The organism is Fusicatenibacter sp., from assembly GCF_977045365.1.
Genome location: NZ_CDRRUH010000020.1, coordinates 1 through 20,688, shown reverse-complemented (window position 1 = coordinate 20,688; position 20,688 = coordinate 1). Strand labels below are relative to the sequence as shown.

The window sequence follows — 20,688 nt, the reverse complement described above, 5'->3', positions numbered from 1 at the left end:
TTTCCGTACCAGATGATACGGAAAAATCCAGTGTTTATGCGGCTTTGCAGACTTTAGAAGTGTAAATCAGGAGACGAAAAAGTCGAAATACATGGTTCCCGAAGCTTTTTCATAGACAATACGATCCACGATGGAACGGAGCAGAAGGCCCTTTTTCTCGGCCGGTTCCTCTGGATTTTTCAGAATATCATTAATATTTTTTATTTCTTCCCGGAAATCTTCTTTCGAGATTGTTTCCGGCGGGGCGGCGGGCGTAAGCACGCGGTCCAGTTCTTCCTGCAGGCTCTGCCGTTCTTCGGCGAGCCTTTTTTTATTGGCGCCGTATTCCTCCAGCGTATCAATCCCATTTTCGAAAGCCATTTTCACGCGGGACTCACGGACGGCCAGATGGTCCAGGGCCTGCTGCAGCCGCTGGATGGTTTCGTCGTCTTCCGGATCCTGTTTTCGGTTGCGGACGGTGAAAGAGAAGTCCGTACCGGTGAGGGTATCGTCAAAATAGCGATAGACGGTGCGCTCAGCTTTTGCAACCGTGATCGAGTTAGAACCCTTATGGAACCCTTTGGCATATTTCCAGCATTGAAAGTATGGGCAGGATGTATTTCCGGCCGTTACAGTCATCGTTGCGCCGCATATTGGGCATTTTAAAAGTCCGGACAGCCAATGGCGGCAGGTGGATGGACTGCGGCTTTTCGGTGCGCGTCTGCGGGCATCCATGCGTTTGATTCGTTCCTGATAACGTGCAGGATCCAGCCGTGTTTCATGTGTGCCCTCGAAAGAGACCCCATTCCAGACCACAGTACCGGCATAAAACGGATTGCGCAGTATGCGCTCGATCGAGCGGCGCTCCATAAGACTTCCACGCCGGGTGTGGTATCCAAGATCGTTGCACTTTCGGGCAATTGCTGTTGGATCGAGATGCTCGAAGTCATACTGGTCCATGATGTATTTGACGATTTGATATTCCGTTTCGTCAATTACGAACGGCTTGCCGCCGCCTGCGGCATGGTATCCCAGGCAGGGCGTTGTTTGATAACCGTGCTGCAGTGCTTTTTCCTTCATACCGCGCAAAACTTCGCCGGAGAGACGGATGGAGTAGTATTCATCCATCCATTCGATGATACGCTCGATCAATGTACCGAATGGACCGTCGATCAGCGGCTCGGAAATACTGATCACATCCACATTACTTTTTTTTAACAATGATTTGTAAACGATGGATTCCTCCTGATTACGTGCGAAGCGACTGTATTTCCAGACGAGAATCACATCAATTGGGTGAGATTCCTGTTTTGCAAGGGCGATCATCGCCTGAAATTTTGGCCTCTGTTCCGCGTGTCGGCCGGAAACCGATTCCTCAAAGATGAACTCTTTGCTGATTACAATGGCATTCTTCCTGGCATAGTCCAGGAGCAGGCGCTGCTGGGCATCAGGGGAAAGCTCTGTCTGGTCTGCGGTGCTGACGCGGATGTAGAGAGCACCATTTTTTAGTGCTGGCATAATATCACATTCTTCCATTAAGAACATAAGAAAAACACCAAAACAGGCAGAAAACTAATGAATTGGTGTTCTTTAAGTGATACAATTTATTTTTGAACATATACAATTATTCCTTAAAAGACGGCGGAATCCAATTTTAATCTGTAAATAGAGGACTCATCTATTGTTTTAACAATAGAACGTAATCTGCCGGAAAGTAGCATACCAGAGATCAAGGATATCTTTGCTTCGTGCCTCGACCGTCTGCATAATAAACCGGAGCTGTTTGGAAGGGATTTTGGATTTGTTATGGCATAACAGACATTTTCCGTTTCTGGTAATCCAGATTTTTGTGGCAGTAGGGGATGGAACGCCCTTACAGACATGAACATGTACAGGTTCGAGAGGATTATTTTCGTTTACCCAGAAATATACGACGTATCCGCCGATTTTAAAAACTTGAGGCATCTTCATTCCCTCCTTCAAATCCACCCTCGCGGGCAAGCTGCATAATGATATGTGCTACGGATGCGAGGTAATCCTGAAAATAGCTTAATTCTTCTTCGGAAAAGCCGTCTATATTTTCCCATTTATAATCAGGAAGCCAGCATGTGGCAGAGTGAAATCCGCCATAAACAGGCTTTTCAATCCTGACTTCGACCTGTTCCTTTCCGTCTTTTTGAAGAGTTCCGGAATGAACAATTTCAGTATTATCATTAAGGGTTAAAAATGGATATAACATGATGAGTGTCCTTTCTGTATTAGTGCGGCATATACACGGTAAGAAAAATCCCACCCGTGGAGAAAACGAGTGGGATTTATGAAAAGCAGTAGAAACTTCTCAGTGTTATCTGGTGCAGCAATTTTCCTGATTCGATGTCGGCTGCGGCGCAGAACAGAATGTTTTTGAGTCAAACGACGGGTTAAACGCGTAGAAGTTTTTCGAGTTCAACTCATCCTGAACAGAGCGCAGTGCTTCACCAAAACGTTGGAAATGCACAACCTCACGTGCTCGCAGGAAACGAATCGGATCAGCTACCTCCGGATCTTTTACCAAGCGAAGGATGTTGTCGTACGTTGACCGGGCTTTCTGTTCTGCAGCGAGATCTTCGAACAGATCTGTTAACGGATCGCCTTTCGACTGAAATTCGCAGGAATTAAACGGGACTCCGCCGGCCGCCTGTGGCCAGATTCCGGCTGTGTGGTCTACATAGTAATTAGCAAAACCGGAATTCTGAATTTCTTCCAGCGAAAGATTACAGGTAAGCTGATGAACGATCGTGGATACCATTTCGAGATGAGCTAATTCCTCGGTACCAACATCATTCAACACCCCCGCTACAATTCGGTTCGGTGCTGTGAAACGCTGAGAGAGATACCGCATGGATGCGCCCATCTCTCCATCCGGTCCACCGGAATGTAATACCAGATAATAATGAATTCCCCTTGTTTTAATTAGAACGGGATTTGTTTTATTTGAGATGTACTTAGTATACTAAAAGCAGAGTGTCTTGTAAAGGAGAATACGAGTTGTTACTGTTCACTTAGTTTCCTTTCCGAGTTGTATCCGATCGATTCCATAGCAGACTCTATTCGCTGCAGAACGATTTCCGAGGTTTTTTCCTTGCCTAATTCATCAGAAGTGTATTGGGTTTCTTCCAATATAATTCGCGTAACGAATACAATTTCCTTCATAAAAAGATCACCTCTTTATCACTATATGTACAATGTGATCAAAATGCGATTCTGAAAACACCTGATCGTAGAACGCCGTCCCATCATAATATAGAAAAAAGACTTTCAAAAACAGAACAGTCAGAAAGGATGTTCCATGGAAGCAATGAATTATGTAAAGCCCGAACTCATCGTCGTTGCGTTCGTGCTGTATTTTTTCGGTGTTGCTCTGCGGCAGGCGCAGGCGGTGAAGAATAAGTACATTCCGCTGATCTTAGGCGGCGTCAGCATGGTGCTGTGTGCGGTTTGGGTGATGGCGACGAGTGAGATTGAGACGGCGAAGGAGGGGGCGATGGCGGTTTTTACGGCGGTCACGCAGGGAATTCTGGTGGCGGGGCTGAGCAATTATGTGAATCAGATTATCAAACAGATTCATAAGCCGGAATGAACGGCGCTTCAAAAAAATCTGTGTTATGCCGGAGCAGTCTGAACCGGCAGAAAGGGGAGAATGTGAGAATTGATCGGTCATATCTTGGCAATCAGAATACGTATGCGGAAAACAATCCCGAATGTATCGTAGTCCACAACACCGACAACTTTGCAGCAGGTGCCGATGCGCGGGCACATGCGAGAGCACAGCATGACGGGAATTTCCAGAACATTTCCGCGCACTATTACGTTGATGACGGTGACACGGCCTACCAGGCGGCGCCGCACAGCCGGGGGTGCTGGCATATCGGTATTAATTACGGCGGAAAAAATCTGTTTCAGCAGTACGGCAACAAGAACAGCATCGGCGTGGAGATGTGTGTGCAGGCCGGGTATAATTATGAAAAAGCATTTGAGAACACTGCGGCACTGGTGCGGGAGATCATGCGGGAGACGGGGATTCCGCTGGAAAGAGTCTACCGTCATTATGACATCTGCAGCAAATACTGTCCGAGCCAGATCATGAACCGCGGTGACTGGGACCGCATGAAGCGGATGATCGGAAGCGGTGCAGGGAGCACAGGAACGGGAACAGCAGGCAGCGGAACAGGAAAAACGTATGCGCCCGGGATCTATCAGGTGCAGGCAGCGGCCCTCAACATCCGTCAGGCACCGGATGCGGACAGCAGGATTGCCGGAACGATCCGGGATCAGGGAAGCTACACGGTGACGGAAATCCAGAACACAAGCTGGGGACGGCTTCTCTCAGGGGCAGGCTGGATCAACTGCCATACAGCGTATTGCCGTTATGCCGGTCCCGCAAAAGAAAAATCGGCAGAGACAGCAAAGTCATCCGGAAAGACAGTCGCAGAGGACGGAATATGGGGTGAAAGTCTGACGCGCCGTCTGCAGGAACTTTTCGGCACGCCGCAGGACGGAAAAATCAGCAATCAGCTGGCTGCCAACCGGAAATTCTGCGATGGCATCACAGCCGCCGAGTGGGACAATACGCCAAAAGGCGGATCGGCACTTGTAAAAGAAATGCAGAAATGGGCATCGGCCGGCATGGACGGCTATATTGGTCCGCAGACAATCCGCGCCTGGCAGAAAAAACTCGGCACGCCGATCGACGGCACAGTAAGCAGCCCATCCGCCATGGTAAAAAAACTGCAGAAGTGGTGCAACCAGAAATAGAAAAAAGAATACTCAAAGACCCGGTTTTGTGTTATACTGAAAGATAGTTTAGAATGAACAGAAAGAAAAAGAGCTTCAAAAAAGACTCGAAGTGTCAAATGTAAAATACAAAAGAGAAAAAATAAAGGTAATTTTTGCATACAGATTCATCGGGGGGAATTGCGGCTGACAGGAGAGAACAACAGCAGATGAGAAAAAAGGCAGTAAAAAATGCAGGAATGATACGAATTTATCTGAATATGGCATGGAAACTTTTGCAGAAAAACCTGCTTAGCATCGTGATATTTGAGACGGTCTACCGCCTGTTTTCCAGCCAGCTCGTTTCAAGACTCGCCAATGCGGCGATCAACTTTTCCTTAAAACAGCTGGGAACGAGTTATATGACATCAGAAAACTTCAACAAGATCATGCTGCATCCGCTGACCCTTCTGCTGATTTTCGGAATTCTGCTTGTCTTCTTTTTCTGTATGCTGTTTGAAATCTATGCTGTCATGGCGGCTCTGGAGGCCTCCTGGAAACGAAAACGGATTTCCGTTCCTGTCATGATGCTTGCCGGCGGAAGAGGAGCCGCACAGTTTGTGCGCGCCCGCCCGTGGACCTGGTTTTTCTACATGGCAGCGAGCTTCCCGTACCTCTGGCTGCACAGCAGCTACAGCGCCATCCGCAGTATGAAACTGCTTCAGGTTTCCCTGACGAAGATTTTCAATGCCTTCCCGGCATACTGGATCCCGGTGGTGCTGACGGTTCTGCTTGTCGTGTTCTCGTTTGTGTTTTCCTACACCATCCCGTTCCGGTGCATGATGACGGAAAAAGAGAAAAATACCCATCTGCGGGTGCGCCAGACACTGGAAAAACGCGTTCTGCGCGAGCTTGGCATCAACGTCTCCTTCCAGGTGATGATTTTTCTGATTACGTGGGTTCTGTATCTGATTTTCGGAACGGCTGTCGTTGCCTATGCAAAGCTGGTGAAAACGCCGTCTACCGTTGTCAGTACCGTCATCGTCTACGGTGACTGGGTCAAATCGACGATGAGCCTGATCGGCGGAGCGTTCGGCCTTGTCGGAAGCATTACGTATCTGTATCTGATTTTTATCCGTTCCTCCCGAAAGGGCTACCAGAAGAGCCGGACAACGAAAAAGCCGCGCTCGAAGCTGGTACGCACCTTCTGCGGTCCGGTAACGGCGGTGGTTCTCACGATCACCATGCTGGCAGGAGAAACGGTTTATCTTGTATATGCCATGCGCGCAACACGTGCAGAGGCAACGGCTTCCTCCCAGTATATTTCGGTGTCAGCGCACCGGGGCGGAGCCAGAAAAGCACCGGAAAATACGATGAGCGCGATCAAATATGCAGTGGACAGCATGTCGGATTACGCGGAGATCGATGTACAGGAGACGAGTGATGGAGAGATTGTCCTTCTGCACGACACGAACCTGAAGCGGACAACCGGTCTGAATGCCAGCATCTGGACCCTGACCTACGACGAGATCAGCCAGCTCGATGCCGGTGTACGATTCAACAAAAAATTCCGCGGCGAGCAGATTCCGAAGCTGGAAGAAGTCATCGCGTACGCGAAAGGAAAAATCAACCTGAATATCGAAGTAAAATACAACGGCCACAACCAGAATATTGTCAAAAAAGTGGTGAAAATCATCGAGGACAATGACTTTGTGGATCAGTGTGTGCTGACTTCCATGAACTACAATTTCCTCAGGCAGGCAAAGAAAATCAATCCGGATATCAAGACCGGGTATACGATGAAAATGTCGTACGGAGGCCTGGAGGATATGGACGCGGCGGACTTCTTTTCTGTAAAATATACGTATATCACAGAAAGCTTTGTAGAGCATGCGCACAGTCTTGGTAAAGAAGTCTGTGCCTGGACGCTGAATTATCAGGGAGATATGCAGCGGATGGTCAACTGCGGCGTGGACAACATTATCACGGACGATCCGGAGCTGGTGCGTAAGGTTATCCTTGGAACGACCGACCGAAATCCGGGCTTTGTCAGCCTGCTTGGCTACGCACTGAAATAAATGGAGTAAAACAATGGAGGTGGAAACTTCATGGCAGAGAAAGTAAACATGCCATCCCAGAAGAAAGAAAAGAAGAAAAAGAGGAAGAAAAAACTTCCTTCGGATTTTTATGATTATAACCTGCTGGCCTGCACTATTTTGCTGGTCAGCTTCGGACTGATTATGCTGTACAGCGCGAGCGCCTACGAGGCGGCCAGCACATTCAAAGGAAATGATATGTATTATTTCACGCATCAGGCGGGGCTTTCTGCTATTGTTCTGGTGGGGATTGTGATATTGTCGAAGTTTGTAGATTATCATAGTGTATGGTTCCAGCGGATTGCAGCACTGGTATACTGGGGAAGTCTCCTTCTGATGGCGGCGGTAAGGTTTACGCCGCTTGGTTATGAAGCCTACGGGGCGAGAAGATGGCTCCGGATCGGCGGTGTCAGTCTTCAGCCTGCGGAGATTGGAAAGCTGGGGCTGATTCTGTATTTGCCATACATTATCCTGAAGATGGGAAAAAATATGCGTACCAGCCGCGCCAAAGCGATTGTCCTTGGACTTGGCGTGCTGCAGGCGCTGGCTGCGTGGATTCTGACGGACAACCTGAGTACCGCCATTATTCTGGGACTCATCGCCTGCGTCATTTTGTTTCTGGCGGACCCGGAGGTAAAATTTTATGCGCGTGTGATTCCGGGCGCGGCGGTAATTGGCGTTCTTGCGATTATCATTTTAAAAAATAATCTGCAGATCTTTGAAAGAATAGGCGGTGACTTCCGGTCGAACCGTATCTATGAATGGCTTTCCGGAGGCAGCTATCAGATTCTGCAGGGACTTTATGCGATTGGCTCCGGTGGATTTCTCGGAAAAGGACTTGGCAACAGTACGCAGAAGATCACAACAATTCCGGAAGCACAGAACGATATGATCTTCTCGATCATCTGCGAGGAGCTTGGAATATTTGGCGCGCTTCTTGTATTGCTGCTGTTTGGCTACCTGCTGTACCGCCTGTTTGTGGTTGCACAGAATGCGCCGGACGCGTATGGAATGCTGATGGTGAGCGGCGTTTTTGCACATATTTCCATTCAGGTTATTCTGAACCTGTGCGTCGTTCTGAAGCTGATGCCGGCAACGGGAATTACCCTTCCGTTTATCAGTTACGGAGGAACATCGGTGCTCTTTATCCTGACGGAAATCGGCATTGCCCTGTGCGTCTCCCGCTTTATTGTGTTCCAGGAGGGAAAGAGCGGAGAAGGAGAGGCACCGGCGGAAGAATAGTAAAAGTAGAAAAATCTATTGACAAATGCCGGAATAACAGATACACTTTTTTCGAAAGAAATACTGGCTGCCGGGTAGAGGCAGGAAGGAGCAGAACAATGTTAGAAAAGATAAAAGAAATTTTAGTAGAACAGCTCAACTGTGATGCAGACAGCATCAACGAAGATACCTCTTTTAAAGATGATCTGGGAGCAGATTCCCTGGATCTCTACGAGATGGTTATGGCATTAGAAGACGAGTACGGAATTGAAATCGACACCGACGAACTGACAGACCTTTCTACCGTCGGCGACTTTATGGAATATATGAAACAGCACGGCGTAGAGGTCTGAAAAAGAGCATTGCCGCTGGCAAAAGTGGAAGGATGGTACAGCTCGGAAGAAACGCCGGGCTGTTTTCCATTCTAAATAAATGGTGGAAGGGAACAGACAAAAGGATTGTTCCAGAAAAAGCAGAAATCAGGAGAAAAGAAAAATGAGCAATGTAAAAACAAGATTTGCACCGAGCCCGACAGGCCGGATGCATGTAGGAAACCTGCGTACTGCCCTGTATGCGTATCTGATCGCAAAACACGATGACGGAACTTTTATGCTCCGCATCGAGGACACCGACCAGGAGCGTTTCCAGGAAGGCGCACTTGATATCATCTACCGCACCTTAAAAGAGACCGGTCTGGTACACGACGAGGGACCGGACAAAGACGGCGGCTGCGGCCCGTACGTACAGAGCGAGCGTAATGCAGCAGGCCTGTACCTGAAATACGCAAAACAGCTGGTAGAGCAGGGTGATGCCTATTACTGCTTCTGCGATGCAGAGCGCCTGAGCCAGTGCAGACGTAACGTAGGCGGAAAAGAAATCTCCATCTACGACAAACACTGCCTTGGTCTTTCCAAAGAGGAAGTAGAGGCCAATCTGGCAGCCGGCAAACCGTACGTCATCCGTTTCAATATGCCGACCGAAGGAACAACCACTTTCCATGATGAGATCTACGGAGACATCACCGTAAACAACGAGGAGCTGGAGGACCTGATCCTGATCAAATCCGACGGATATCCGACCTACAACTTCGCAAACGTCATCGACGACCATCTGATGGGTGTAACCCACGTTGTCCGCGGTAATGAGTATCTGTCCTCATCCCCGAAATACAACCGTATTTACGAGGCATTTGGCTGGGAAGTTCCGGTTTACGTACACTGTCCGCTGATCACCAACGAGGAGCATCAGAAGCTGTCCAAACGCTGCGGCCATTCTTCTTATGAAGACCTGATCGATCAGGGCTTCTTAAAAGATGCCATTGTCAACTTCGTAGCCCTTCTTGGCTGGAGTCCGGAAGGAAACCGCGAGATCTATTCTCTCGAGGAGCTGGTGAAAATCTTCGATTACCACCACATCAGCAAATCACCGGCCGTTTTCGATATGACAAAACTCCGCTGGATGAACGGCGAGTACATGAAGGCAATGGACGACGAGAAGTTCTACGAGATGGCGCTTCCGTACATCCAGAAGACGATCCACCGTCCGCTCGATTTCAAGAAAATCGCAGCCATGGTAAAAACAAGAATCGAAGTATTTCCGGATATCGCAGACCTCATTGACTTCTTCGAGGAAGTTCCGGAGTACGACGCTTCAATGTACACCCACAAAAAGATGAAGACAAACGAGGAGACTTCCCTTGCACTTCTGCAGGAAGTAAAACCGCTGCTGGCAGCACAGGAAGATTTCAGCAATGATGCTCTCTTTGAGATGCTCAGCGCATTCGGAAAAGAAAAAGGATACAAGACCGGTTATATCATGTGGCCGATCCGTACCGCCCTTTCCGGAAAACAGATGACACCGGCCGGCGCAACGGAAATCCTTGAGGTTCTGGGAAAAGAGGAGTCTCTTGCCCGCATCGACAAAGCGATTGAGAAATTATCCAAATGATATATAATGATTCACAAAAAAAAGCGGTGATGCATACCACCGGCCCCATGATGGTCCTTGCCGGACCGGGGTCGGGGAAAACCGCGGTGATTACGGGGCGGACCTGTCAGCTTACAGCAAGCGGCATTTCCGCCTTTCGTATTCTTGTCGTAACGTTTACGCGTGCGGCGGCAAAAGAGATGAAAGAGCGGTATTTGAAGGCGGCAGGGAAAGCGAGTACCCAGGTCACCTTTGGAACGTTCCACGGGGTATTCTACGCGATCCTGCGCCATACCTACCGTATGTCCGGCAACAATATTCTAAGCGAGGAAGAGAAAAAGCGGCTGATGCGCGAGCTGGTCAACCATTATGCCAGAGACCTGGAGGAAGAAGATCTCGAGGAAAATCTGGCGCGCGAAATCAGTACCGTGAAGAACAATCAGATCCCGCTCGAACATTACTATTCCGCCTGCATGCCGCAGGAAAAGTTCCGGGAAATCTATGAGGCGTATGAAAAATGGCGGAAAGAGAACAAAAAGCTCGATTTCGATGATCTGATGGTGCAGTGCAAACGTCTCTTTCTGGAGCGGCCGGAGGTCCTCTGCGCCTGGCAGCAGAAATTCCAGTATATTTTGATTGATGAGTTTCAGGACATCAGCCCCGTGCAGTATGAGATTGTGCGGATGCTGGCTCTGCCGGAAAATAACCTCTTTATTGTCGGGGATGATGACCAGTCGATTTACCAGTTCCGCGGGGCAAAGCCGGAGATCATGCTGAATTTTCCGAAGGATTACCCGGGCGCGGCGCAGGTAGTGCTCGATAAAAATTACCGTAGTACGGAATTTATCGTGAAGCGGTCCCAATGCCTGATCCACCACAACAAAAAGCGGTATGAAAAGGCAATTTCCACCGACAACGAGAAAGGTGCTCCGGTTGCGATCCGGGGATACAAGAACCCGCGGGAGGAGATGCGCGCCGTTGCAGAGGAGCTGCGGGAGGCGGAGAAAAACGGCTGTCCGTATGAGGAGATGGCGCTGTTGTTCCGTACGAATCTTGGCTGCCGTACCGCAGTAGAAGAGCTGATGGAAGCGCAGATCCCGTTCCAGATGCGGGATGCCCTGCCGGATCTCTACGACCACTGGATTGCCAAAGATCTGCTGACGTATCTGAATCTTGCGATGGGAAGCCGCAAACGCGGTGAGTTCTTAAAGATTGCCAACCGGCCGAACCGTTATCTGTCGCGGGATGCGTTTGAGGAGGCGGTCGTTTCGTTCGATGCACTTCTGGAATATTACGAAGAAAAAGACTGGATGTGCCAGCGGATCTGTAAACTGGAGCAGGATATCACGACGCTGACGCATTTATCGCCGTTCGGCGCGGTCAATTACATCCGCTATGCGATCGGCTATGAACAGTATGTGAAGGAATATGCTGCATACCGCCATCTGAAAGAGGACGATCTGATTTCCGTTCTGGACGAGCTGCAGGAGGCGGCAAAGAGCCAGAAAAGCATCGAGGGCTGGTTTGCGCATATTGAAGAATATCAGCAGAAGATGAAGGAAAAACAGAAGCAGAGGGCAGAGAGTGCGGAAGGAGTCACCGTTTCTACACTGCACAGCGTCAAGGGCCTTGAGTACGACAAAGTCTATCTTCTCGATGTCAACGAGGGCGTAATGCCGTACCAGAAAGCAGTCCTTGCGGAGGCGATCGAGGAGGAGAGGCGGATGTTCTACGTCGGAATGACGCGCGCCCGGAAGGAGCTGACCCTCTGCTATGTTGAGGAGCGGTTTGAAAAGAAAGTCGAGCCGTCCCGGTTTCTGGACGAGGTGATATCGTAAATCGTAAGCGTTGTGCAAATCGGCAAAAATAAATTTTCTAATTGATAAAATTTTAACAAATAAAACATTGACAAAGTTTTAACAATAAAGTATAGTAATACCTGTAAGCGGGAACAATAAAACAACCGCAAAGTGAGGAGGAAATCATTATGAAAATTTTATTTTACGATACCCAGAACTACGACAGAGAATCTTTCGACCGAACAAAAGAGCAGTTTCCGGAAATTGAAGTGGAGTATTTAAAAACCGGCCTTGCTGCAAGAACCGCTTCCCTGGCAAAGGGCTACGATGCTGTATGCGCCTTCGTAAACTCCGATGTCGGAACAAAAACCGTAGAAGCACTGCATGAGGCAGGCGTCAAGCTGATCCTGATGCGCTGCGCAGGCTTCAACAACGTAGATTTAAAGACAGCTGCAAAATATGGCATTGATGTGCGCCGTGTACCGGGTTACTCCCCGGAGGCTGTAGCTGAGCATGCGATGACACTGGCCATGACGGTCAACCGCCACATGCATAAAGCATATACAAAGGTAAGAGAAAACGACTTCAGCCTTGGCGGACTGATGGGATTCAACTTCTATCAGAAGACCGCCGGAATCGTCGGAACCGGAAAAATCGGTGCAGCCATGGCGAGAATCTGCCGCGGCTTCGGCATGAAAGTTATCGCATACGATGTATACCAGAACGAATCCTTAAAAGATTTCGTTACGTATGTAACTCTCGATGAACTGCTGGCCGAGAGTGATCTGATCTCCCTGCACTGCCCGCTGATGGACAGCACATACCATATGATCAACCGCGAGAGCATCAAAAAGATGAAAGACGGCGTGATTCTGGTCAATACGTCCCGCGGAGGTCTGGTAAAGACAGACGATCTGATCGAGGGAATCCGTGCAAGAAAATTCTTCGGCGTCGGCCTTGACGTATACGAGGAGGAGACCCCGAACGTATTCGAGGACCGTTCCGATGAGATTCTGGAGCACTCCACCACAGCACGTCTCCTGTCCTTCCCGAACGTTATGATCACTTCCCATCAGGGATTCTTCACCGAGGAAGCACTGCGTGCGATTGCAGAGACCACACTGCAGAATGCACTGGATTTCGAGGCAGGAAAAGAGACTCCGAACATTGTCCGTGCATAATGGAGATCCACTAGAAAACAGTTATCTTATAAGAGAACAAGAGACAACCCATTTTCGGCGGGTTGTCTCTTTTAAATTATGAGAAAATAGTGTATGATGGTAGATAGCAGAAAAAAACGGTCAGAGAAAAACACTGGCCGGATACAAAAGGAGAGCAGGATTTTATGGACTGTAAAGAAGCAGAAAAATTAATACAGCCATACGTGCAGGGAAATATGCCGGAGAAAGAGATGGAACCGTTTATTTCCCATATCCGGAAATGCCATACATGCCACGAGGAACTGGAGACATATTTTATTGTGAACCGTGCGATGGCATATTTCGAGGATGACGCGCCCGATTCCTACAATCTGACAGGACTTCTGGAATGCGATCTGGAGAAAAAAGAGGAAGAAGCGAGACACCGCCGCTATAAAGATACGTTTTTCCGGGTGCTGATGCTGATTCTCGTTCTGTTTCTGATACTCCTGGCTCTGCACTATTTTGAAGTGATAGAATTACCCTGGCTGAAAGGATTATTATGAGTGATAAAATCGTATTACTGGACGGACACAGTATTCTGAACCGGGCTTTTTACGGCGTACCGGATCTGTCCAATGCAGAAGGCCTGCACACGAACGCCGTATATGGATTCCTGAACATTCTGTTCAAAATTCTCGATGAGGAGCAGCCGCAGTACCTCGCCGTGGCATTTGACCTCCATGCACCGACATTCCGCCACAAGATGTATGACCAGTACAAGGGAACGAGAAAGCCGATGCCGCAGGAGCTGCGTGAACAGGTCCCGGTGATCCAGGAAGTGCTCGCGGCGATGGACATTGAAATCGTCACCAAAGAGGGCTATGAGGCAGATGACATCCTCGGAACACTCGGCCGCAAATGCGAGGCGGAGGGGATGGAAGTTACGATTGTATCGGGTGACCGCGACCTGCTGCAGCTTGCAACGGACCACATTCTGATCCGGATTCCAAAGACCGTGAAGCGTGTGACGACGATCGAAAATTACCACACGGCAGAGGTGCTGGAAAAATACAGTCTTCTCCCGAAGCAGATCATCGATCTGAAAGCACTGATGGGCGATACCGCAGACAATATCCCGGGACTTCCGGGCGTCGGTGAGAAGACGGCGACAAAAATCCTGCTGCAGTATGAGACGCTGGAAAATGCGCATGAACATTTCGAGGAGATCAAACCGAACAAGGCAAAAGAGGCGATGCGCGATCATTATGATCTGGCGGAATTAAGCAAAAAACTTGCAACGATTGATACCGACGCGCCGGTGGAGCTCGACCGTGAAAAAGCGGCGCTCTCGAATTTTTATACGCCAAAAGCGTATGAGATGTTCAAACGTCTGGAGTTTAAAAACCTGCTGGGCCGCTTCGAGGAGACGAATGCAGAACCAGAGGATGCCGTCTTTCTGCGCACCGTAACGGATTTTTCCGAGGCAGAAGAACTCTTTGGAAACATCGCGAAGGAGAAGAAGGCAGGTGCCGCTCTTCTTACAGAAGAAACCCCGAAGGACGGACCGATGGCAGACCGGAGCCGTTCTCTTGTCGGTATGGCAGTTGCGTACGGAAGTGGAGAGCCGGACGTCGTCTACTTCCCGGCAGAAGGCTTCCTGACCGGCGATTATTTAAAAGAAAAGCTGGCCGAACTGCAGAAACAGATTCCGGTTTTCTGTGTCATGGACGGAAAAGAGTTTCTGAAGGATGTGCCGGACGCAGACGAAGCCCATCTGTTTGATGCCGGAATTGCCGCGTATTTATTAAATCCATTGAAATCACAGTATTCGTACGATGATATTGTAAAAGAGTACGTACACCGCTACGTGCCGGCAGTGGAAGAGATCTTCGGCGGAAGTAAAATTCCGGCTGCAGGAAAGATGACGCCGGAACAGCAGGAGTCCTATGCGGGCCATCAGGCATATGCCGTGTTTGCGGCACAGGAAAACATGGAAAAGCTGCTGAAGGAGCAGGGCATGTGGGATCTGTACCGGAATGTGGAGATTCCGCTGGTGTTTACGCTCCGTCAGATGGAAACGGAGGGAATCGCCGTAGAAAAAGAAGCGCTTTCTGTCTACGGAGCCGAGCTGGCCGAGCGGATCGGAGAGCTGGAAGCACAGATCTACGAGGAGGCCGGTGAGGAGTTCAATATCAATTCCCCGAAACAGCTCGGTGTGATTCTGTTTGAAAAGCTGCAGCTTCCAGGCGGCAAAAAGACCAAGACGGGTTATTCCACCGCCGCAGATGTACTCGAAAAGCTCGCACCGGATCACAAACTCGTTGCCGATATTCTGGAGTACCGTCAGCTTGCAAAACTGAAATCGACGTACGCCGACGGTCTGCAGGCCGTGATCGGAAAAGACGGAAGAATCCACTCGACCTTTAACCAGACCATCACTGCGACCGGCCGCATCAGCAGTACCGACCCGAATCTGCAGAACATTCCGGTGCGGATGGAGCTTGGCCGTCTGATCCGGAAAGCCTTCGTGCCAAAGCCTGGCTGTGTCTTTCTGGATGCCGACTATTCCCAGATCGAGCTCCGCGTGCTGGCTCATATGTCGGGCGATGAAAATCTGATTGAAGCATACCGCGAGGCGGAGGATATCCACCGCATGACGGCATCGAAAGTGTTCCATGTGCCGCTTGAAGAGGTAACACCGCTGCAGAGAAGAAATGCCAAGGCGGTCAACTTCGGAATTGTCTATGGCATCAGCTCGTTCGGACTCGGACAGGATCTCGGTATCAGCCGGAAAGAGGCAGAGGCCTATATCCAGCAGTATTTCGAGACGTATCCGGGCATCCATGAGTTCCTGAACCGCTGTGTGGAGGATGCCAAAGAGAAAGGCTACTCCGTGACGATGTTCGGACGCAGACGGCCAATGCCGGAGCTGAAATCGAGCAACTTTATGCAGCGGTCATTCGGCGAGCGCGTCGCGATGAATGCGCCGATCCAGGGAACGGCGGCGGATATTATTAAAATAGCGATGATCCGTGTGGCGAAACGGCTGAAAGAGGAGCAGTTAAAAACAAGACTTCTTCTTCAGGTACACGATGAGCTGCTGCTGGAAGTGCCGGAAGACGAGCTCGAAAAGGCAGAACAGATCCTCGAGGAGGAGATGACAGGAGCTGCACATCTGGCCGTCAAACTCGAGATCGATATGCATACAGGAAAGAACTGGTACGAGGCTAAGTAACAAGCAGTTTGTACCGGAAAGGATACAAAAGAATGAAAGTTTTTGGAATTACAGGCGGCGTGGGTGCCGGAAAAAGCGAGGTGCTCACGTATCTTGGACAGAATTATGATGCAACGGTGATCCAGGCGGACGAGGCAGGTTACCTTGTGATGCTGCCGGGCGGCGAATGCTATGGAGAGATTGTGAAGCTGTTCGGCAGACAGATCACCACAGAGACCGGCGAACTTGACCGGAAACGGATTGCCGAGATCGTTTTTCAGGATGAAGAAAAGTTAAAAGCCCTGAATGCGATCGTTCATCCGGCGGTAAAACGGTATATCAAAAAAGCCATTGCCGCCGCGGAAAAAGCAGGGACGGAATACGTCTTTGTGGAGGCCGCACTCTTAATCGAAGAAAAATATGATGAAATTTGTGATGAACTGTGGTATATTTATGCAGATGAAGAAGTCCGGAAGGAGCGGTTGATCGAAGGACGCGGCTATTCCGAGAAGAAAGTACGCGAAATCATGGCAAATCAGCTCTCCGAGGATGAATTCAGCAGCCACTGCGATTTTGAAATCGACAACAGCGGCGATTTTGAGGAAACAAAAAAACAGTTAGACCATAGGATGAAAAAATATGAAACTTTGTAGTATTGCAAGTGGTTCGAGCGGAAACTGCATTTTCGCGGGAAGCGAGACCACAAGCCTTCTGATCGATGCGGGCATCAGCGGAAAGCGCGTGGAGGCCGGGCTGGCTGTTCTTGACCGAAGCGCGAAGGAGCTGGACGGCATTCTCGTAACACATGAGCATTCTGATCATATCCAGGGACTCGGTGTTCTGGCAAGACGGTACGGTATTCCGATCTACGCGACGGATGGAACAATTCAGGCGATGCAGCAGACGAAGAGTCTTGGAAAGTTCCCGGAAGGGATTTTCCACACGATTTACGCGGATGACACGTTTACGCTGGGCGATATCGCCGTACATCCGTTTAGGATCTCCCACGATGCGGCAGAGCCGGTCGGTTACCGGATGGAATCCGGCGGGAAATCGATTGCGATCGCGACAGATCTTGGCGTGTACAGTGACTACACCGTGCAGAACCTGACCGGGCTGGATGCCGTTTTATTAGAGGCAAATCACGACGAGAACATGCTTGCGGTCGGACCGTATCCGTATCCGTTAAAACAGCGGATCGCCGGTGCGAAAGGCCATTTATCGAACCTGGCGGCAGGCCATCTCCTCTGCGAGATTCTGCACGACAATCTGCAGGAAGTGCTGCTCGGCCATCTGAGCAAGGAAAATAATTACGAGGCGCTGGCCTTTGAAACCGTGGCCTGTGAGGTCACAACGGGTGATAATCCGTATCACTCGGGTGATTTTCATCTCGCTGTCGCTAAAAGAAGCGAAGTATCACCATTAATTGAGGTTTAAGCATACATTTTTAGAGCTACATACCATGTTTTTCGCAAGGCCGCCATTACCGGTTTTTCCGGGGCTTTGACATAAAACCAGAAAAAGGAGAATGGAAACATGAAGAAGACAATTATCACTGTCGTAGGCAAGGACACCGTGGGCATTATCGCAAAGGTATGTAATTATCTGGCAGAGAACCAGGTAAACATCGAAGACATTTCTCAGACGATTGTGCAGGGATATTTCAACATGATGATGGTAACGGACGTCTCCAAGAGCGAGAAATCCAACGCAGAGCTTGCAAAAGATCTGGAGGAGCTTGGAAGTTCCATCGGCGTTGTTATCCGCTGCCAGCATGAAGATATTTTCAATATGATGCACCGTATCTAAAGCGAAGGAGAAAAACGACATGATAAATCTGTTTGAAGTAAAGGAAACGAACGAGATGATCGAAAAAGAGAATCTGGACGTTCGTACCATTACCCTTGGAATCAGCCTTTTAGACTGTATTGACTCCAATCTTGACAAGCTGAACCGCAAAATCTACGACAAAATCACGACGACTGCCAGAAATCTGGTTTCCGTAGGTGAGGAGATCGAGGGCGAGTTCGGTATTCCGATTGTAAACAAGAGAATTTCCGTTACCCCGATTGCCTTAGTCGGCGCAGCAGCCTGCAGAACCCCGGAGGATTTTGTGACGATTGCACAGACTCTCGACCGTGCGGCAAAAGAAGTCGGCGTCAATTTCCTCGGCGGTTACTCCGCTCTGGTAAGCAAAGGCATGACGACAGCAGATGAGCTTCTGATCCGTTCCATCCCGCAGGCACTGGCAGTGACGGATTTTGTCTGCAGTTCCATCAACCTTGGCTCCACCAAAACCGGTATCAACATGGACGCTGTCAAACTGATGGGTGAGATCATCAAGAAGACGGCGGAGGCAAGCAAAGAGAACAACTGCCTTGGATGCGCAAAACTCGTTGTTTTCTGCAATGCACCGGACGACAACCCGTTCATGGCAGGCGCTTTCCACGGCGTAACCGAGGCGGATGCCATCATCAACGTCGGCGTTTCCGGTCCTGGCGTTGTCAAACATGCTCTGGAAAAAGTACGCGGCGAGAACTTTGAGGTACTCTGCGAGACGATCAAGAAGACGGCATTTAAGGTAACGCGTGTCGGCCAGCTCGTTGCACAGGAGGCTTCCAAACGACTGAACATTCCATTCGGAATCATCGACCTTTCCCTGGCACCGACTCCGGCGATCGGAGATTCCGTTGCAGATATCCTCGAGGAGATCGGTCTTGAGCACGCAGGCGCACCGGGAACAACAGCGGCTCTGGCACTTCTGAACGATCAGGTGAAAAAGGGCGGTGTAATGGCATCTTCCTATGTCGGCGGCCTTTCCGGCGCGTTCATCCCGGTTTCTGAGGACCAGGGTATGATCAACGCAGTCAACGACGGCGCACTGACCATTGAAAAACTCGAGGCAATGACCTGTGTCTGCTCCGTAGGCCTTGACATGATCGCCATCCCGGGAGACACGAAAGCATCGACCATCTCCGGTATCATCGCAGATGAGCTTGCCATCGGTATGGTCAACCAGAAAACAACGGCAGTCCGCCTGATCCCGGTCATCGGAAAAGGCGTGGGCGAGACCGTAGAATTTGGCGGCCTTCTTGGCTATGCACCGATCATGCCGGTCAACAACTTCTCCTGCGAGGCATTCGTCAACAGAACAGGAAGAATCCCGGCACCGATTCATTCGTTTAAAAACTAAAGAGAAAGCTGAAAAGCCGGCAGTGATCCTGAATGGAAAGGATCACTGCCGGCTTTTTTTACTATCTGCGCACAGAGATTTCGCTTTTAGAAAATAATATCCCCGTTTTGCCGAGAGCGCATCCAGCAGAACGGGGAATTCCCTTATTGAAAGAAAAATTACTGTTTTTTCTGGATAAACAACCAAAAAGGACACCTTTTATTTGATTTATGGCACAAATAGAAACTGATAAAAAGGTACTCAGTTTTCAACGTTTACCATGTACCGGCTGTTCTTTTTTTGCCTTTTAACGCTAAAAGGTAATGTTTTTCTTGTGTACAGTAAAGTATTAGAGTATAATAAAACCAGTTTTTTGCAGTTCTCTGATGTCAGCAGGTGGAATAAAAGAAGGTTTCACCATGCCGCACATGTATAGATCACAGATCCATTTGGCATCTTTGCGGTCGGTCTTGTTTCCTTTCATGGGTTTGGTGTATTTCGGATGGGATAGAGTAACCCAGATTTTGTGTTGCTCTAAGATATTGAAAACAGGGATCCAATACTTGCCGGTAGATTCCATACAGACATCGTTACAGTTGTATTTAGCAAGCCAGACACACAGCTGATGCAAACCTTTAGAAAAGGAAGAAAAGCGAGCCTGCTTATACTCTGTACGATTATTGGAATCCGTGATACCGATACAGGCATAAATCCATGTTTTATGGACATCAAGTCCACAGCAGTTAAATTTAAAAATTTTAAAAGACAAGTAACTACCTCCTGATAGCATAATGATAAAACGGACAGTGACTGGTCATCTGGCGAGATCGAGTCGACTTCGGAAGAGATAAGTTTCCGGGCTACAGTTATGCGCCACTCATTGATGCCTTAACGGATGACCGACAACATATAAATATGCGAGGTTGTCGCTACACAGCCCCGCCACTCACCTCCACGTGTTCTGTAGTGTGTCAGTCTTATGGAACCATCATATCAGAAGGGAACAAAAATAGAAAGTGAAGGTAACCAACACGTTTCATGGCGCATTGGTGGCTTTCGCAGAAAGACGGGAAATAAATATGAAAATCAAAAAAGTACAAAGTGTATGTTTTGTTTTGGCATGTATAGCAGCAACAGGACTGACAGGATGTGGGAACACAGATGAAACATCAAAGAAACACGAAGCAATTACCTTTATGGCTCCATATCTGGATGTGGACAGCTTTATAGAAGAAGTGCATAAAACCTATCCGGAGATTGAACTGGAAGTAGTTCCGTACAGCGGAGCAAATACAACGGTGTATCTGAACACAATACTGGAGGAAAATGATCTGCCGGATATCTGTACACTTTCCCTTTATGATCCGGAACTGCTGGATCTCAGTGA

19 protein-coding genes and 2 pseudogenes are annotated in these 20,688 nt (G+C 49.1%); 15 read left to right on the top strand and 6 right to left on the bottom strand.

Annotation, left to right across the window (positions count from 1 at the left end; genetic code table 11):
* Positions 1-66 precede the first annotated feature (66 nt).
* The 5 genes from ACY2VW_RS06420 to ACY2VW_RS06400 all read right to left on the bottom strand — a co-directional run bounded on the left by ACY2VW_RS06420 (position 67) and on the right by ACY2VW_RS06400 (position 3,171).
* A complete protein-coding gene (locus tag ACY2VW_RS06420; protein WP_461877469.1) occupies positions 67-1,497 on the bottom strand; it encodes a recombinase family protein in 1,431 nt (476 codons plus the stop codon).
* A gap of 168 nt (positions 1,498-1,665) precedes the next feature.
* Positions 1,666-1,944, bottom strand: coding sequence for a DUF4160 domain-containing protein (locus tag ACY2VW_RS06415; protein WP_461874918.1), 279 nt, complete (start codon positions 1,942-1,944; stop codon positions 1,666-1,668).
* A complete protein-coding gene (locus ACY2VW_RS06410) occupies positions 1,928-2,218 on the bottom strand; it encodes a hypothetical protein (RefSeq protein ID WP_461874917.1) in 291 nt (96 codons plus the stop codon). The genes ACY2VW_RS06415 and ACY2VW_RS06410 overlap by 17 nt, the downstream gene beginning before the upstream one ends.
* Before the next feature lie 105 nt (positions 2,219-2,323).
* A complete protein-coding gene (locus ACY2VW_RS06405) occupies positions 2,324-2,932 on the bottom strand; it encodes a manganese catalase family protein (RefSeq protein WP_461874940.1) in 609 nt (202 codons plus the stop codon).
* A gap of 77 nt (positions 2,933-3,009) precedes the next feature.
* Complete coding sequence (locus tag ACY2VW_RS06400) at positions 3,010-3,171, bottom strand: hypothetical protein (protein WP_461877468.1); 162 nt, start codon at positions 3,169-3,171, stop codon at positions 3,010-3,012.
* 136 nt (positions 3,172-3,307) lie between these two features.
* Between ACY2VW_RS06400 and ACY2VW_RS06395 the strand changes: the two genes are divergently transcribed.
* The 14 genes from ACY2VW_RS06395 to ACY2VW_RS06330 all read left to right on the top strand — a co-directional run bounded on the left by ACY2VW_RS06395 (position 3,308) and on the right by ACY2VW_RS06330 (position 19,322).
* Entirely contained in the window at positions 3,308-3,598 is a 291-nt protein-coding gene (locus tag ACY2VW_RS06395; protein ID WP_461877467.1) for a phage holin family protein, read from the top strand.
* A 62-nt stretch (positions 3,599-3,660) separates the two neighbouring features.
* Positions 3,661-4,773: an N-acetylmuramoyl-L-alanine amidase gene (locus ACY2VW_RS06390; RefSeq protein WP_461877465.1), complete on the top strand. Its 1,113-nt coding sequence runs from the start codon at positions 3,661-3,663 to the stop codon at positions 4,771-4,773.
* A gap of 188 nt (positions 4,774-4,961) precedes the next feature.
* On the top strand, positions 4,962-6,809 hold the full coding sequence (locus ACY2VW_RS06385) for a glycerophosphodiester phosphodiesterase (RefSeq protein ID WP_461877464.1): 1,848 nt from the start codon (positions 4,962-4,964) through the stop codon (positions 6,807-6,809).
* 30 nt (positions 6,810-6,839) lie between these two features.
* The gene (locus ACY2VW_RS06380; RefSeq protein ID WP_461877463.1) at positions 6,840-8,069 is read left to right on the top strand and encodes an FtsW/RodA/SpoVE family cell cycle protein; all 1,230 of its coding nucleotides are present in this window, start codon (positions 6,840-6,842) and stop codon (positions 8,067-8,069) included.
* Positions 8,070-8,167: 98 nt separating this feature from the next.
* Positions 8,168-8,401 (top strand): acyl carrier protein, encoded by a 234-nt coding sequence (acpP, locus tag ACY2VW_RS06375; protein WP_119207903.1) that lies wholly within the window; start codon positions 8,168-8,170, stop codon positions 8,399-8,401.
* 142 nt (positions 8,402-8,543) lie between these two features.
* Positions 8,544-9,995 (top strand): glutamate--tRNA ligase, encoded by a 1,452-nt coding sequence (gene gltX / locus ACY2VW_RS06370; protein ID WP_461877462.1) that lies wholly within the window; start codon positions 8,544-8,546, stop codon positions 9,993-9,995.
* A complete protein-coding gene (locus ACY2VW_RS06365; protein ID WP_461877461.1) occupies positions 9,992-11,812 on the top strand; it encodes an ATP-dependent helicase in 1,821 nt (606 codons plus the stop codon). The genes gltX and ACY2VW_RS06365 overlap by 4 nt, the downstream gene beginning before the upstream one ends.
* A gap of 149 nt (positions 11,813-11,961) precedes the next feature.
* Positions 11,962-12,954 (top strand): 2-hydroxyacid dehydrogenase, encoded by a 993-nt coding sequence (locus ACY2VW_RS06360; RefSeq protein ID WP_461874909.1) that lies wholly within the window; start codon positions 11,962-11,964, stop codon positions 12,952-12,954.
* A gap of 164 nt (positions 12,955-13,118) precedes the next feature.
* Positions 13,119-13,478, top strand: coding sequence for a zf-HC2 domain-containing protein (locus ACY2VW_RS06355; protein ID WP_461877460.1), 360 nt, complete (start codon positions 13,119-13,121; stop codon positions 13,476-13,478).
* Positions 13,475-16,150 carry a DNA polymerase I gene (gene polA, locus ACY2VW_RS06350; RefSeq protein WP_461877459.1) on the top strand — a complete coding sequence of 892 codons (2,676 nt, stop codon included), beginning with the start codon at positions 13,475-13,477 and terminating at the stop codon, positions 16,148-16,150. Before ACY2VW_RS06355 ends, polA begins: the two co-directional genes overlap by 4 nt.
* Positions 16,151-16,182: 32 nt before the next feature.
* Complete coding sequence (gene coaE / locus ACY2VW_RS06345) at positions 16,183-16,782, top strand: dephospho-CoA kinase (protein ID WP_117510320.1); 600 nt, start codon at positions 16,183-16,185, stop codon at positions 16,780-16,782.
* Positions 16,769-17,566 carry an MBL fold metallo-hydrolase gene (locus ACY2VW_RS06340; protein WP_461877457.1) on the top strand — a complete coding sequence of 266 codons (798 nt, stop codon included), beginning with the start codon at positions 16,769-16,771 and terminating at the stop codon, positions 17,564-17,566. Before coaE ends, ACY2VW_RS06340 begins: the two co-directional genes overlap by 14 nt.
* A 99-nt stretch (positions 17,567-17,665) precedes the next feature.
* A complete protein-coding gene (locus ACY2VW_RS06335) occupies positions 17,666-17,938 on the top strand; it encodes an ACT domain-containing protein (RefSeq protein ID WP_022462719.1) in 273 nt (90 codons plus the stop codon).
* Positions 17,939-17,957: 19 nt separating this feature from the next.
* Positions 17,958-19,322, top strand: a complete 1,365-nt coding sequence (locus tag ACY2VW_RS06330) for a PFL family protein (protein WP_055218854.1) — start codon at positions 17,958-17,960, stop codon at positions 19,320-19,322.
* A gap of 352 nt (positions 19,323-19,674) precedes the next feature.
* Here ACY2VW_RS06330 and ACY2VW_RS06325 read toward each other — a convergent pair.
* Positions 19,675-20,070: pseudogene (locus ACY2VW_RS06325) on the bottom strand (IS110 family transposase); the annotation flags it as partial.
* A 427-nt stretch (positions 20,071-20,497) separates the two neighbouring features.
* Between ACY2VW_RS06325 and ACY2VW_RS06320 the strand changes: the two are divergent.
* Positions 20,498-20,688: pseudogene (locus tag ACY2VW_RS06320) on the top strand (extracellular solute-binding protein); the annotation flags it as partial.